Source organism: Micromonospora sp. RTBAU3-60 (assembly GCF_054963695.1).
The window spans coordinates 234,354-248,319 of sequence record NZ_JBUEGB010000004.1 but is presented as its reverse complement, the minus strand read 5'-3'; the positions used below and the strand labels follow the sequence as shown (position 1 = coordinate 248,319).

The 13,966-nt window shown below is 70.2% G+C and carries 15 protein-coding genes; 4 read left to right on the top strand and 11 right to left on the bottom strand.

What is annotated here, in order from left to right; all coding sequences use genetic code 11:
* Positions 1–9: 9 nt before the first annotated feature.
* Positions 10–318, bottom strand: coding sequence for a hypothetical protein (locus tag ACY34I_RS06555; protein ID WP_462753417.1), 309 nt, complete (start codon positions 316–318; stop codon positions 10–12).
* A gap of 618 nt (positions 319–936) precedes the next feature.
* Here ACY34I_RS06555 and ACY34I_RS06550 point away from each other — a divergent pair.
* Positions 937–1,833, top strand: a complete 897-nt coding sequence (locus tag ACY34I_RS06550; RefSeq protein ID WP_462753415.1) for a hypothetical protein — start codon at positions 937–939, stop codon at positions 1,831–1,833.
* Positions 1,834–1,965: 132 nt separating this feature from the next.
* On the opposite strand, the gene ACY34I_RS06545 is transcribed toward ACY34I_RS06550, so the two are convergent.
* Entirely contained in the window at positions 1,966–2,295 is a 330-nt protein-coding gene (locus tag ACY34I_RS06545) for a hypothetical protein (RefSeq protein ID WP_462753413.1), read from the bottom strand.
* Between the two features lie 185 nt (positions 2,296–2,480).
* Here ACY34I_RS06545 and ACY34I_RS06540 point away from each other — a divergent pair, with 185 nt between their 5' ends.
* Together ACY34I_RS06540 and ACY34I_RS06535 are read left to right on the top strand one after the other, a co-directional pair.
* Complete coding sequence (locus ACY34I_RS06540; protein ID WP_462753411.1) at positions 2,481–3,296, top strand: hypothetical protein; 816 nt, start codon at positions 2,481–2,483, stop codon at positions 3,294–3,296.
* Positions 3,297–3,432: 136 nt separating this feature from the next.
* Positions 3,433–4,011, top strand: coding sequence for a hypothetical protein (locus ACY34I_RS06535; protein ID WP_462753409.1), 579 nt, complete (start codon positions 3,433–3,435; stop codon positions 4,009–4,011).
* A gap of 1,150 nt (positions 4,012–5,161) precedes the next feature.
* Here ACY34I_RS06535 and ACY34I_RS06530 read toward each other — a convergent pair.
* The 7 genes from ACY34I_RS06530 to ACY34I_RS06500 form a co-directional block, all read right to left on the bottom strand.
* Positions 5,162–5,689, bottom strand: coding sequence for a hypothetical protein (locus ACY34I_RS06530; protein WP_462753407.1), 528 nt, complete (start codon positions 5,687–5,689; stop codon positions 5,162–5,164).
* Positions 5,690–5,762: 73 nt separating this feature from the next.
* Entirely contained in the window at positions 5,763–6,194 is a 432-nt protein-coding gene (locus tag ACY34I_RS06525) for a DUF3085 domain-containing protein (RefSeq protein WP_462753405.1), read from the bottom strand.
* 74 nt (positions 6,195–6,268) lie between these two features.
* Positions 6,269–7,261, bottom strand: coding sequence for a DUF4192 domain-containing protein (locus ACY34I_RS06520; protein WP_462753403.1), 993 nt, complete (start codon positions 7,259–7,261; stop codon positions 6,269–6,271).
* Between the two features lie 143 nt (positions 7,262–7,404).
* The gene (locus ACY34I_RS06515; protein WP_462753401.1) at positions 7,405–7,638 is read right to left on the bottom strand and encodes a hypothetical protein; all 234 of its coding nucleotides are present in this window, start codon (positions 7,636–7,638) and stop codon (positions 7,405–7,407) included.
* A gap of 223 nt (positions 7,639–7,861) precedes the next feature.
* Positions 7,862–9,457: a vWA domain-containing protein gene (locus ACY34I_RS06510; RefSeq protein ID WP_462753399.1), complete on the bottom strand. Its 1,596-nt coding sequence runs from the start codon at positions 9,455–9,457 to the stop codon at positions 7,862–7,864.
* A 23-nt stretch (positions 9,458–9,480) separates the two neighbouring features.
* On the bottom strand, positions 9,481–10,599 hold the full coding sequence (locus ACY34I_RS06505; protein WP_462753397.1) for an AAA family ATPase: 1,119 nt from the start codon (positions 10,597–10,599) through the stop codon (positions 9,481–9,483).
* Positions 10,600–10,852: 253 nt separating this feature from the next.
* Entirely contained in the window at positions 10,853–11,155 is a 303-nt protein-coding gene (locus ACY34I_RS06500; protein WP_148803121.1) for a hypothetical protein, read from the bottom strand.
* Positions 11,156–11,330: 175 nt separating this feature from the next.
* Here ACY34I_RS06500 and ACY34I_RS06495 point away from each other — a divergent pair, with 175 nt between their 5' ends.
* Positions 11,331–12,356 carry a hypothetical protein gene (locus tag ACY34I_RS06495; protein ID WP_462753395.1) on the top strand — a complete coding sequence of 342 codons (1,026 nt, stop codon included), beginning with the start codon at positions 11,331–11,333 and terminating at the stop codon, positions 12,354–12,356.
* Between the two features lie 15 nt (positions 12,357–12,371).
* Here ACY34I_RS06495 and ACY34I_RS06490 read toward each other — a convergent pair whose 3' ends face one another.
* Both ACY34I_RS06490 and ACY34I_RS06485 read right to left on the bottom strand, forming a co-directional pair.
* Entirely contained in the window at positions 12,372–13,502 is a 1,131-nt protein-coding gene (locus ACY34I_RS06490) for a DUF4314 domain-containing protein (RefSeq protein ID WP_462753393.1), read from the bottom strand.
* Between the two features lie 144 nt (positions 13,503–13,646).
* Complete coding sequence (locus ACY34I_RS06485; RefSeq protein WP_462753391.1) at positions 13,647–13,925, bottom strand: hypothetical protein; 279 nt, start codon at positions 13,923–13,925, stop codon at positions 13,647–13,649.
* Positions 13,926–13,966: the final 41 nt, after the last annotated feature.

Genomic DNA, 13,966 nt, shown 5'->3' with positions numbered 1-13,966 from the left:
CGGAAGTTGTCAGCCCTCCCGTTCGCCGGCGTTCGCGATGGCTAGGAATCCCTCGAACGCCTCCAGCATGCCGCCAGCGTCACCGCCCACTGACACGAACCTGGCGACCGCATCTCGCAGCATCTCGGCGGTTGAACGGTCAAGGTGCAGCGTCATCCAGTCGCGTGGATCCACCACGTCGGCGAAGACTTCAGGAAAGCGCTCGCGGATGAGCCGCGCCGCCTCCTCAGCCTCCTGCGGGGTCATGGAGGTTGTCGACAGCGTCCAGAACTCTTCTGGTCGGTATCGGTCGTGACCGGAGTCGTGGGTGTTCTGCACGTCCCGATGGTAGGTGTCCTGTAGACCGGCGACTTCCGGTCATCGGCAATACCGAGCATCGTCTTGATTGACCTACTGTGACGCTGCGTGACGCGCGGTCAGCGGCAAATTAGCGCGTCTGATCTTGGATGGCGTGAAGCGCTGGGTGCGAGGGCAGTCGCGGCCGGCCACATACCGGCTGTCATCTGGTTAAGGCCGTCGGGTCCGCGTACGTCCAAGATCACCTCCTCGTCGGTCTGTGCCAGCCCAGTCACCTCATGGCCGCGTCGCAGTCGCGCGCCGAGATCCACGGCGCACTGCTCCGGTACCCGCTCGACCCGGACGGGCAAATTTCTCCGCAGGCTGATCGGAGCAGCGCCCTGAAAGGACCAGTCGAGGGCGGGGGAAGGTCGTTGGACCCGCGGACATAGCCGGAATCGGTCGGCCATCCGGACATCGCACAGCCCGTATCTACCGGGTTACTGTGCTGGGAGTGTCGGGATTGAACGGAGCAGTTCTGTGAAGAACAACGCCCGGCTAGTTGTACTGACGGCCTTGACGACCTTCTCGTCGACCGTGTTCGTCGGCGTGTTCATCAACAAGCTTTCGGACGTCGCGTCGTACTGGTGAGTTCTCGCGATGGGCGCACTCGCGCTGGGGCTGCAGGTCTCCCTGGTTATCCGCAACCGTCCGAAGCACGCTCCGGTGGTCGCCTTCACCAACTACTTCGCCGCCGTAGTCGCGCTAGTCGGCATGATCTTATCCACCGTTCACCCGCCCGCCGTGCAGCGGACGGGGGCGATCGCCGCCATGGCAGGCCTCCTGATCCTGGGCCTCGTAGCCCGAGGTCTGGACCAAGCGACCCGGCGTGCGGCGATCCTCTCCCTGCTGTTCATCGGCGTCTCAACCGTGGTCAACGGCCTGCAGGTTCACGATCAACCATCCCGGCGCTTCCTGTTGTGTTTCGGGCTGGCGCTGTTGGTAGGAGGCATGCTGATCGTCCGTGGCGACCCATCGCAGCGGGTTTGGGCCCACGTGATCATCGTGCTGGCGCTGGCGTTGCAACTGCCCTCTACCCCGCTGGCCCCGCCGGCCGCCTCCGCGCTCACTCTCGCCTGCGGCGCCATGCTGTTCTGGGCGAGAAACTCGGAGACAACATCGCTGATACTCGCGTTCGGGGTCTCGGCCGCAGCTCTCGCCGCGGTGCTTGTCAAGACCAACCCGCTCGGTATCAACCTGGCCTTGCTAGTAATGACAGCCGCAGCCGCGCTGTGGACCCTCGCCATTCGGCAGGGCTGGGATACGACGTCACCCGTGGCTCTAGTCATGTTCGGCCTGGCCATGGGCGCCATCAGCGTGCAGATGGCCATCTCGGCAAGCCTCGGCCTGTCCTCGGCGTACCTGGCGATGGCGATCGCCGCAGTCCTACACGCTGTTCTCGGCTGGGCGTCGCACCTGGCCATGCTGCGGGACCGGCTGCACCACTTCTGGCAGGGCGCGGATCCAGCCACAGCCAGGCAGAACGATAAAGCCTGACGCGCCCTCGCACGAGCCGCAGTTCGACGGACTACTCACAATGTGCGACCTCGTGCCACACCGGATCGCGGCCAGATCCGGGCAGCCGACCGAGGCCATCCGGGTGCCGCGCCCGGGTGGCTTCGACCGCTCTCATCCGGATTCGAGACGATCCGCGTGTCGCCGGGCGAATGCCGGACGACCCGCAATCCAGATCGTCACGTCCGTGGCGATCCTGCTGCGATCGTTCGAGACGTACAGCTTGTGCTCACGGGTTTTGGCGTCGCGCAGTTCGATCTCGAAACCGCCCGCGTCAACGACGCAAATGACGGCGTACCACTCCTGGCCATTGCCAGTCGGCTCGATCGTCAGGAACGTGTTGTCGCGGCTGTCAAGGTCGCCCATCGCCTCGAAGATTGCGCCTTCCGAGGGCTCGTCGATGACCACACCGGACTCCGGCTCCAAGCGAACCACGCCCGTCACAGCCTCTCCTGTCGAAGTCCCTCACGCCGGGCGAAGCCTACTGGTGCGTCCCTGCCGATGCGCGCTCATCGGCAAGTCCGCGCGTTCTCAGATCCGCCAACCGACTGCCGACAGTAACGCTCGACGGCGGCATAGACAGTGCTAATCGCGATGCGCGGGTTTGGCTCTGCGCCTAGGGTCTAGGAGTGCTCATCGATCTTCGGCGAAGCGTGCACCTGGGTGTACCGGAGAAGCGCGCCACAGTGGTGGTGCCGACACCCAAGCCAGCTCCCGGCACCGCTTTTCCGCCGAGGCGACTGGCCCTGCGGGGGGTGTCTGTCTTCGAGCTCAACCTCTGGTGCGGAACCTGCCCGGCGCTGTTCAAGAAGTTGGCGGAGCCGGAGGCTGCCGACCTGGGGCTTGCGAACCAGCTCCTCAATGCGGGTCTGCAGGTCGTCGATGATGAGGTGCTGCGGGGGTACGGGAAGGTGCTGCCCAAGTCGGAGTACACGGTTCTCCTGCTGGAGGTCACGCCGCGGCTTGTGCAGCCCGGGAGCCCGTCGGACTACTTCAGCCATGAGCAGGTGACCACCTGGGGCGTAGGTCCCGCAGTTGGTTCGCCAGACGACCCGGGCACGGCTTACTACCGAACGTTCGAAGCGCCGGTCGGGAAGGACCGGCACCTGTACGAGTTCCTGGTACCGATGGTTCCACCGGCTTGGAACAACAGCGAAAGAGTTGCTGAGTATTCAGCTCGTGCGGGGGTCGAGCCCGCCACCGCAGTTGCGTATGCGCTCTTGGACGTGCTCCAACCGGCCATGGACGAAGGCGAGGACTACTACGAGCATTGGGTCCTCACCCACTTCTTGTTGGACGGTCACCACAAGATCGAGGCGGCCGCGAGTACCAGCCGACCGATCCGCCTCCTAAGCCTCGTTGACGAGCGCATCAGCATTGCGGCGCCCGAAGATTTCACGACGATGGTCGGGACTCGTTCTCGGCCCCGGAAGGCGAGGCGCTGAGGCCATTTGGCCGAGGCTCACACAACGCGCGCTCATCGGCACGAGCGGACGCTGACCGGGTGCGTGATCAGCGGCAGATCCGTGTGCCGGTGGGAGCCGTTGCGCTGATGCTGCGGCGACACTGAATAATCCGCGGGTGGATGTTGCCGCTCTGCTCGCTCGAGCTGCGGCCATGGTCCCGGCTGATGTCGTCAACGAGGCCGGCGTGACGGTGGTGGACGTACGCCAGTACCTCGACCACGACGAGTGGGAGGTCGCGCTCGACCTCCTTGCAGACCTCGACACGGGTTGGCGACCGCCGACCGCTTGGTGGGATCTGCTGATCGACAGCGCCGAGCTGATGTGGCTCTCCGATGCCGCCGAGTGGTGCCACTGGGGCCGTTGGGAGAGCATCCACGGGATCATCCGCGCTGAGTTGCGACTCCTGTCGCCCACCGAAGGCGGCCGGCGAACGCCGATCCCGGGCAAGGGCATCCTCCGACCGCTGTGGGACCTCGGCCGGCGTACGGCTGCGGGCGACCCCGATCTGCTCGTGGCACGCGTCTGGGTGGAGTCCGCGCCAGCGTTGTCACCAGGCGCCACCGGGTCGGTCCGCCTGGGCCCACTGTCCCCAGCCCTCTGGCGTCACCTGCAGCCGGGCATGACGATCACCATGCACGAGGGCCGGCCGGCGGTAGGAACGGCCACCATCATCGAGGCGTCGAATGCGCGCTGACATCGGCTTGAGCGCGGATTGCATTTCTGCGCTTGGTGTCTCTCTCGTCACGGGCCGACTTCCTCAGGCCGTGTGGTGAGGGGGTGGTGGCTGGGTGGGTCGACCTCGATGAAGCCAAAGAGCCGTTCGATCAGCTGCAGTGACTGTGTGAGGTAGCGGTCGGGGAAGCCGCGGCAGATCGCCGGTTTGGCCTCGGGGTCTTTGTAGTGCGGCAAGGTGTCGTGGCAGATGACGAAGGATCCCGGCGGCGGGTTTCGGTGACGAGCTCGTGCAGCCGGCCGGGTGGCAGGTGCATGCGTTGCCGGGGGCGAAGATGCAGGTGTCGCATTGCCGCGAGAGCAACCGTGACTTGCGGAGGACTGGGTCGCCGACGCTGAGAGCGTGGCCAGGATCGGCTTCGACGGATCCGTCGTCGGAGCCGGTTACAGGGTTCATGATGTCTGCCTCCGGAAAGCGGCCGGTGGCGTCGCCATCGGGCGGCGCCCCAGGTTGATGTCGGGTTGTGGGTGGTGGAACTGTGCGGGCGCGGCAGCCAGCTCTCGCCTGCAGGTGGTCAGCCGAACCGACTGGCCGCCGGTTAGCGGAGTAGTCGGATCGGCTTCAGGCGGCTTGCGGCAGGGGCAGGGGCCGCTGCCGTGATATCGCTGGCCGGGTGGGGCGGAACCAGCCGGCGAATGGCCCGGCGGCGGCCGGTGCGACGACCTGCGCTCGGCCGCGGGCTGCCGGTGTGGGCTGGATGGCGGCTGCGCGGGCGCGGTGGGCGTCGCGTGCTGGCGGGCATGGGTACGCCTCGCGTGCGCAGCGCAGGTTGGCGCATCGGCCGGGCTGGTCGGGGTGGGGTGGGTGGGCTTCGGCGACGTCGGTGGCGAGTAGCCACAGCAGGATGTCGGTGACGGTGCCGGGTATCGAACGGCGGTGCCGCATGCGCTTGCTTCCCCTTTTGTTGTTGTCGGCGGTGGGTGGCCGCCGCCTCGGCCAGCGGTGGGGGATGCCGCTGTCGGGTACGCCGGGGCGGCGGCCAGGGTGCAGTGACGCTCGACTTTCCGGATGGATCAAGTCGCCGCCGCGACTGCCAGGGTGTGGGCGCCGGTCACGGTGGAGCCGCCGCCTGGTGGTCGCGGTGGATGGGCGTCCTGTCTGGCGTGAGGTGTCATCGCAGGTCGGCTGGCTCGTCGGCGGCAGGGTCGACGTCGCCGGGGGTGGCGTCGTCGCGGGCGGCGGCGTGCCAGTCGATGTGGCTGTCGTGACCGATGCCGGTCAGGGCGGTGTCGATGAGGTCCTCGGCGGTGTCGAGGGCGTCCTCGCGGCTGCTGGCGGTGACCTCGATCGTCAGGGGCAGGGTGAGGCGTATCTGCCAGCGGCGTGGCAGGCCGGGCAGGTCGAGGGCGTGCAGGATCCGCTCGGCGGCGTCCGGATCGATGTCGCGGTCGCTGGCCGCGTCGCGCAGCGTCTGCCATACCTGCCGGCGCAGCCCTGCCACCTGCTCGCTGGTGGCGGGCGGCGGGGTTGGCGGAGTCGGGGCGGGCTGGTGGGCGCGTAGGTGGTCGTGGATGCGGGTGGTGGTGTGGGTGAGCCAGCCCAGTGGGGCGGGCTGGCCGGGGTGGAAGGCGTCCCAGGCGTCGCGCAGGACGGACTCCAGGGTCGCCGGTTGCGGGTCGGGACTGTCATAGGTAGACATGCGGGTCTCCAGGGCTGGGGAACACGTCGGCCCCGCCTGCCGAGGGGGAAGGCGGGGCCGGCGGGGTGGGCAGTTAGTAGTGGTGGCGGGTGCGGGCGACGCGGACCTCGTAGGTGTCGGCGCTGACGGTCAGGTGCAGCCACCGGTAGCCGGCGGTGTGGGCGTCGCGGAGCATGCCGATCAGCGGGGTGGGGTCCTCGGTGAGGTGCAGGTGCTCGGCGAAGTCGTCTCCGCCGAGGTCGGGGTCGTGGCGGTGGCCGTCGGTGTCGGGGTTCCAGCCGTGGGCGTAGACGACGAGGTTGGCGTCAGGGCGGTTCGGGTCGGCGAGATGGGGCAGGCCGCTGGACATGAGGTAGACGCCGTGGTCGTGGACCCAGACCAGGGCGCCGGGGCAGGTGATGCCGTCCTGGTGTTCGGTGAAGGACGGGGCGTGGCTCGGGCTGGCCGCGGCGTGTTCGGCCAGCCGCAGCGTGTCGCGCAGGTCGAAGTAGAGGTGCAGTGCCATCAAGGTTCTCCTTGAGGTGATCGGATCCGGTTGGCCGGCGGGTGCCGGCCGTGCGGTCGCCGTGGGTCAGGCGATTACGGAGTCGGGTTGCCGGTGGTGGGCCCGTCGTTGAGGGCTGCGGGTGGGATGCCGTGGCGCAGGGCGTGGTCGATGAGCCGGGCGAGGCGGTAGTGAGGGTCGGCGGTCAGGGCCCGGTCGAGGGCGACGGAGGCGAGGGCGCCTTGGCCTTGCCGCCAGGCGGTGAGGGCGAGCAGGCTGGCGGGGGCTGCGGCGTAGGCCGGGTCGGCGCGGCGGGTGAGGTCGGTCCACAGCGCGAGGTGGCACGGCTGGTCGCCGGTGGTCTCTCCCGCGTGGTCGCGGACGGCGATGTCGGCGAGCAGAACCGCGAGCCAGGCCACCTCGTCGTCGGTGAGGATGGCGTCGGCGGCGTAGCGGGCGAACGCCTCGTCGACGGCTTTCTTGCCGGCGCGGATGAGCGCCGCCCGCCCGCCGTGGGTCTGGGTGGTGAACGCGCGTTCCTGCGCCCGCCGGCTCGCCGCGGCCATGCCGGCGCTACTGGTGGGGGCGACGCTGGCGACCAGGGCGGCCCGGTCGGGCAGGGCGGTCTGCCCGGCGACGACAGCGTGTACGGCGGTGGGGCTGTAGTGCGGGTCGAACGGCACCCCGTCGGGTGGGCAGCAGTGCGGGTCCTGGCATTGGTAGGAGTGGTAGCGGCCGTCAGTGACGCGCAGCGCGTCGAAGACGGTGATGCCGGCGTCGTGCAGGTGTGGGGTGAGGGCGTCGATGACCGGGGTGACGGTGGTGGCGGGTCCGTAGCCGATGAGGATCGCGGTGGTGGCGTCGACGTTGCGCAGCAGGGCGAGGTGCTGCCGTCCGACGGCGTTCACCCAGTCAGTGACCGTGGCGGGCTCGGGGAGGTCTGCGCGGCCGGCCACGGTGATGCGGCGGCCGGTGAGGCCGACGATGACGAGGCTGTCGGCGGGGTGGAAGCCGAGCAGGTAGGGCACGGCGGCGAGCAGGTCGCTGATCGAGGCCAGCGGCAGCCGGGCCGGGTGGTCGTGCGTCATGGTGGGAGAACTCCTTTTGCAGAGTGGGCTCCGCAGCCGCCGGGGTGGGCGTGCGGAGCTCGCGGTGGTGAAGCCGGCAGGTCACGGCGCGCGGCCGCCGCCGGCAGTACGCGGTCAGGTCAGGGGGCCGGCCAGGGGGCCGGTCAGCTGCGATGAGCGGGGAGGTTGCCGAGGCCGAGGCGGGTGCCGATGACGGGGCCGCGGTGGACGGCGGCGACCGCAGCCGGTAGGTGGCGGCGTTGCCTGCCGTGCAGGGCCGCGGTGGGCCGGGTGAGGGATCCGCCGACCACGGCGGTCCTCGGCTGCCGACCGGCACTGGGGCGGGCGGGGCTGGTGGCGGGATGCGCGGTGGGGCGGGTGCGCGGTGGCGGTGTCATCAGGTTTCCCCTTTTCGGGAGGTCAGGTGGGAAACCCGGGCACGGCTGTATGGCCGTGCCCGGGGGTGCGCGACAGGTGCGTGGGCGGCCGGGCAACGGCCGTGTGCTGCGAGATTGGTGGGACCGGCAGCGGTTGGTTACGCCCGCTGCGGACGGAGTGGGATCAGCGGCGGGCCGCGAGCGGCGTGATCAGGAACGCGGCGGCGGCTGGGAGTGGCGCTGGTTAGGCGTGTTCGAGGGCGGTGACGGCGGCGTCGGCGATGGCGTCGACGGCCTGCACCGGGTCGGCCACCAGCAGGGTGGTGGTGTGGGTGAAGGTGTGTCCGGGCAGGTCGGCGGGGCGTAGCCACAGCACCGCGCAGCCGGCCTGGTGCAGGGTGGTGATGAGGCGTTGGGCGGGTGTGGTGTCGGGTAGGTCGCCGTCGGAGACGACGGCGAGCATCCGGACCCTGCCGGGTTGGCGCAGGTGTAGCAGCTGGTCGGCGAGTTTCACCGCGTCGGTGAACGCGCTGGTGCCGCCGGCCGCGCGCATTTGCAGGACGTGGGCGGGGTGCTGGCGGGGTGGCACGAGCAGGGTGGCGCGGTTGCCGAAGCCGATCATGGTGGTGGTGGCGTGGTTGGTGTGGGCGGCGTGGGCGAGGATCCACCCGGCGGCGGACATCGGCGCGGTGTAGGCGCGCATGGATGCGGAGGTGTCGACGAGCACCGCGAGGTGCAGGGTCGGCTTCGGCGGCGGCAGGGTGGCGCGCCGCTGCCATGGGGTGGCGGTGGGCATGGTTCCGGCGGCGGCTTGCGCTTGGGCGGTGATGGCGTGGCGGGTGCGGAGCCGTCCGGGCGGTGTCGGGCTGGGCCTGGTGTCGGGTTCGGGCTGGTGGGTGCGGGCCCGGCGTAGTCGGGCGGCGAGGGTGCGGGCGGCGGCGCGTTCGCTGTCGGTGGGGTCGCGGCGGGTCCACGTCGCGGGCGTCCCGTGCCGGGACTGGATCTGCCTGGTGGTGTATTCGGCGGGGGTGAGGCCGGTGGCGTGGGCGAGGTAGTCGGCGAGGGCCTGGGCGAGCTGGCCGGCGAACTGTCCCGGGTCTGGTTGGGGTGGTTCGGGTTGCCGGTGGGGGTCGATGTCGAGGATGCGGCACCACCGCCACGCCAGGTCGATCATCTGGTCGGCGTCGGTGTCGCCGGTGGTGTGGGCTTGGCGCCATATGTCGCGCAGCTGCCGCAGTTTCTTGCGGCCGAGGACGGCGGTGACGGCGGTACGCACACCCTTGATGTCTTTGGTGGTGATGATGCGGGCGTCGACCCGTGCGAGGAGGAGAGCGGCGAGGTGGGCGGCGTGCCACGGGTCGTCGACGGGCGCGTCGTCGGGGGTGAGGAGGGTGGTGACGGTGTGGCGTAGCCACCGGCGGTCGCTGCGTCGTCTGCCGCGTTGCCGGTTCTCGGCGCGGGACTCTTCGAGGAGGTCGGCGACGGCGGCGACGACCGGCGGGGTGCCCGCCGGTGCCGTCCATTGGCTGTGGGTGGCGTGGGCGGCTTCGTGTACGAGCAGCCCGTAGGCGGTCGGCACCAGGCGCTTGTGGCCGGGGCGGCGGGGGTTGGCGATGTCGGGTGCGCCGATGTGGGTGGCGTCGACCTCGATGCGGCGGGCGTCGGGGTAGAAGCAGGCTGGGGCGCCGCCGCCCGCGCCGGGCGCGACCAGCACGGACAGGTCGGTGCGGCCGGTCAGCAGTGGGATGTGGCGGGTCCAGGCGTCGCACCAGGCCTGCCAGTCCGGGTCGCCGACGGTGGTGGTGGTGCCGGCTTGCCGGTGGGTGCGGGGATGAGCCATGTGGGGTTCCTTCCTGTGAGGGGTCAGCGTTGTTTGCCGAGGGTCAGCGGGCTGATGTCGGAGCCGAACTGGTGCCTGAGGGCGGCGAGGACGTGGTCGCGGTCCTCGTCGGGGGCGCGGCCGGCGAGGTTGGCCACCGCGGCGGGTAGGCCGAGGGTTTTGCGGACGCGGGCGAAGCCGAGCAGTTCCCGCAGCTGCGGCGCCCAGCCGACACGCCCGGCGGCGAGGTCGGCGTTCAGCGCGATGGCGGCTTGGACGGCGGGGTTGGGGACGCCGAGGTGGCGGGCGAGGTCCCAGTCGGTGGTGACCTCGACGTGCACGTCGAACCGGGATGCGAGGGCTTCGGTGAGGATCGCGCCGTGCACGCCGGGGTTGTGGCCGGCGATGACGTAGAACCCGTCGACGGCTTCGACGCGTTCGTTGCGGTAGCCGGGGATGGTGATGACGCGGCGGCCGTCCATGGCCGGGTAGAGCACGGCGAGGACTTTCGGGGGGATGAGGGTGGCGTCGTCGACCAGCAGCGCCCGGCCTTCGCGCATGGCGGTGACGAGGGGGCCGTAGACGAACTCGAATCCGCCGTCGGGGAGGGGGATGAAGTTGCCGAGGAAGTCCTCCACCACCGTGTCCCCCGTCCCGGCGACGGTGAGCAGGTCGGGGAAGGCGGCCTCGACGAGGGCGGTCTTGCCGGTGCCGGGCGGCCCGTAGAGCAGCACGGGGATGCGCTTCTCGCGCAGCCGGCGCAGCACGTCCACATCGGTGGCGCCCGCGAGCTTGCGCGGGAAGTACAGGTCACCGTTGGGGCGGGAGACGGGTTGCCGCCGACCTGCCCCGCGGCCACTGCGGGGTGTGCGCGGGGCGGGCGGTGGCATCGCCCCCGCCGCGTCGATCCCGGCCTGGGTGATCTGGAACCGGTGCGGGCCGGTCTGGTGGGTGGCGTAACCGGCGGCCGCCATCTTCTTCAGGGCTTCGAACACCGCGCCGGTGGAGCGGGCGGTGATCGCCGTGGTCAGCTCCCCGACCTTGAACACCTGATCGGGATGGGCGGCCAGGTGAGCGGCCACCTGCCGGTACAGGTAGCCAGGCCGACGACCGTCACCGGCGGCATCTGCGGCCGGGCTGGTGGGTGGGGTTGCAGGGTCCATGCGGGTCCTCCTGTCAATGGGGGCCCGCGCACCCGTCTCCGGGCGCGCGGGCGGTTGGTACGGTTCCGCGCGGCGGAGACGGCGGTGACGGGTCCGCCCTGTGGCAGGGGTCGGCCCGGCAACCTCCGTGAGGTGCTCACATCAAGCAGAGGCAGCCTGCAACAGGGGCTGCCCGGTCGGGTGCCGCCGCCACCAGGCGACGACAAGGAACGCAGCCAGCCCCGGATCGATCAAGTCGATGCGGTGCCGAGGGCTATGGGCGGCGGAGGGTGACCTCGCCGTGTGGGCGGCGGGAAACGCCGATGGTCAGGCCGAACACGCTGCCGTCGGACAGCTCCAGCCACACACCGCGGTCGAGGGTCAGCACCCCGGCGTCGCGGTAGACGCGGGCGGACGTGATGGTCACCGGGACGCCATCGTGGCCGACGAGATGGGGCAGGTCGGCGTCGTCGCAGAGCTGGTCCAGGTCGCCGCTGGTGAGCAGACTCAGGACGAGGGCTTGCAGGATTTCCTCGTGGGCGTACTCGCCGAACTCGTCGGCACAGTCATTGGACATGCTGATGCTCCTGGTAGGGGATTGTGTCGCTTCGACGCCGCCCGTCGGGCGGGCGGCAGGGGCTGCCGTGGCAGCGGCCGCGTCTTTGGCGTCCGTCCTGCCGCTGATCGGTCAGGCGCAGGCTGCGGATCGAATCCGCTGGCGTAGAGATGGGTTGTGGTGATCAGGTATCGGGGTGAAGGGGTGGAAGGGCCGCCGGCGGAAGGGAAAGCAGACCGTCCGCGCGCTGCCGAAGTGGGAACTCGACGAGGGCGTGCCGCTCGTACGGCCTGACCGTGGTGACGTGCTCGTGTCGGCGTCGATCGGACCCGCCGGTGACCTCGTAGCGTTGTGGTCGACCGGAGAAGGCGAGGCGGCGCTGCGGTCGGTCACCACTCAACCGGGCTGGGCGGCGTTTCCTGACCCGACGGCCGCCCGACCCGTGGCCGCCAGGGTGAGCCGGCAGGTGGGGAACACTGCTGGTGTCATGCCGTTGGCCGGGTTGACGCTGGCCCATCCGTCGGTCCAGCCCTTGCCGCAGGGGCGGGTACTGGTTGTCGGGGCCCGATGCCGGTGGCGGGCCGACGGCCCGGACCACAACGCCGAGGTCTACGACGGCGATGGACGGATCGAGGCCCGGGCGACGCTCGGTGACGGCATCGAACACGTCTTCACCACCGCCTCCGGGGAGGTGTGGGTGGGGTACTTCGATGAGGGCGTCTACGGAAACTACGGCTGGGGTGACGTCAACTCCGCCCCGCCGATGGGCAACAGCGGGCTGGTTCGTTTCTCACCGCGGCTGGAGCCAGCGTGGCGTTTCCCGTCCCACGTGGACAACGACTGGGATGCGATCGACGACTGCTACGCCCTCAACGTCACCGACGATGCGGTCTGGACCTGCTACTACACCGACTTCCCGGTCGTGCAGATCCGTGATGACTCGGTCACTGGTTGGCGTAACCCGGTCGACGGGGCGAGGGCATTGGTGGTCAGCGGTACCCGGGTGGGGCTGCTCGGTGGGTACGGGCCGGATCGTGACCGGTTTGCCGTGGGGGAGCTGGCGGGGCAGGCGATGCGCGTCGTTGGTTACTACCGGCTTGTGCTGCCTGGTGGAGGCCCGCTTCCGGCTCATGTGACGGTGATCGGCCGCGGTGAGGTTCTGCACGTGATCACCGCCGACCACTGGTACCGGCTGTCCCTTGATGACGTCGCGAAGCAGTGAGGCGGGCCAACCGGCTCAGGCAGCCGACGGCGGATCGGGGATGTGACCGGCGATGCGGTCGCAGTCATAGGGGTGCACTGGCAGCCAGGTCCAGGCGCGGCCCATCACGATGTACCGGCCGTCCGCATCAGGCGTGATCCGTTCGATTGCGTCCGGGTCGTCGTGCACGCGGGTTTCGTCGGCGACGATGACGTCGCCGTCGAACCACAGCCGCCCCATCGACTCGTCGACTATCCGGTCCAGCCGCTCCCCGGTGACACCCTCTGCGGCGAGCTGTTGCCGGTAGCGGTCACGCGCAGTCTGCTGGTCGGCGACGATCGCCTCGGCGACCTCCCGCGTGCAGATAAACACCGCCCACCCATTCCACGTGTCCACCAGGGTGCCGACGAACCCGACCGGGATCCTCATCTCCCCGGCGCCGTTCGGCGCCCACGTCCAGTCGCCTGCGAACACGCCAGGCCCGCCCAGGCGCACCCGCTCCGGGTACACGTGGCGCAGGTCCCGGTCGTCACCGTCGGGATGCAGCACGATGCGGCACTGCCGGGCCGCCTCGACTTCGACCGTTTCGTCGAACCCGTCGCACCACGCCCATCGCGCCTGGTCACGCTGCGCGCCCGTCAGGTCCTCCCACTCGGGGGCGCCGGGCGGGGCGTGCTCGGCGTAGCGGGCGCGGCCGGAGGCGACGTCGTCGCGGTCGGAGACGGGCAGCCCATCGAAATCGCGCCCGGTGGCGGCCTCGATCTCGGTGAGAACCTTTCGCGCGGTCGCCGCCACGTCGCCGCGGGCCCGCCCGCCGATGGTGTCCTGCGCCCACCACTCGGCGGCGTTGCGGCCGGCTTCCGCCCCCGCCTCGCGCAGAGCGTCGAGCACCCGCTGCCAGCCGGCGTCGGGTAGCCGGCGGACACGGTCACCCTCGCCGAGCAGCATCGACAGCCGGGAACCGCTGTCCCATTCCACATCCAGGACCCGCTGATCGGGGTCGTAGCGGCGCACGGTGCCCTCGTCACCCGGCCGCAGCCGCGTGTGCGGATCGCTGGTGTGCTCAAGCGCGATCCGATTCCCTACCTGGTAGGTGTCGGCGGCCGAGCAGGGATCCCGGCCGGCGCGCTCCGGCTGCGCTGGCCTCGTGTTGTTTGAGCTGGTCATAGGTCATGTCCGTTCTTGAGTGGCTTGCAGGGTGTATCCGCGGGCGGGCCGTGTCGGCGGGCAGGATCGTGCGGGAAGGTGCGATCTGCGTGGCGATGCGGGCCCTTGGCGTCGCGGCGCGAACGGCGGCCGCTGTTGTTCGGGTTAGCGGCGCACGGGGTGCGCGGCCTGGTCCGCGCGCAGTGCGGCGGCCAGGTCAGCCGGAATGTGGGCGTAGGGTGCGACGGCCAGGAGCACCTCGGCGGGGTCGAGCACCGCCCCGACCAGGCCGATCCGAACCGTGTCGGGTTCGTTGTCGGGGTCGGTGACCGGATCCCAGGCGAAGTCGACGACGGTCGCGAAGTAGGTGCGGTGCGGATTCCAGCCGACCTGGATGGTGTAGCGCTCGAAACCGGGTTTGGGTGTCAAGGTGTAGACGCTCACGGGATCCCTTCACGGGGGTGTGCGATCGAAGCCGCCGGAAC

Excerpts from the sequence above, each read along its gene's own strand:
- ACY34I_RS06510 (WP_462753399.1), bottom strand. The coding sequence starts at position 9,457 with ATGGCTCATCCCCGCACCCACCGGCAAGCCGGCACCACCACCACCGTC.
- ACY34I_RS06530 (WP_462753407.1), bottom strand. The coding sequence starts at position 5,689 with ATGTCTACCTATGACAGTCCCGACCCGCAACCGGCGACCCTGGAGTCC.
- ACY34I_RS06550 (WP_462753415.1), top strand. The coding sequence starts at position 937 with ATGGGCGCACTCGCGCTGGGGCTGCAGGTCTCCCTGGTTATCCGCAAC.
- ACY34I_RS06515 (WP_462753401.1), bottom strand. The coding sequence starts at position 7,638 with ATGACACCGCCACCGCGCACCCGCCCCACCGCGCATCCCGCCACCAGC.
- ACY34I_RS06500 (WP_148803121.1), bottom strand. The coding sequence starts at position 11,155 with ATGTCCAATGACTGTGCCGACGAGTTCGGCGAGTACGCCCACGAGGAA.
- ACY34I_RS06505 (WP_462753397.1), bottom strand. The coding sequence starts at position 10,599 with ATGGACCCTGCAACCCCACCCACCAGCCCGGCCGCAGATGCCGCCGGT.
- ACY34I_RS06525 (WP_462753405.1), bottom strand. The coding sequence starts at position 6,194 with ATGGCACTGCACCTCTACTTCGACCTGCGCGACACGCTGCGGCTGGCC.
- ACY34I_RS06520 (WP_462753403.1), bottom strand. The coding sequence starts at position 7,261 with ATGACGCACGACCACCCGGCCCGGCTGCCGCTGGCCTCGATCAGCGAC.
- ACY34I_RS06490 (WP_462753393.1), bottom strand. The coding sequence starts at position 13,502 with ATGACCAGCTCAAACAACACGAGGCCAGCGCAGCCGGAGCGCGCCGGC.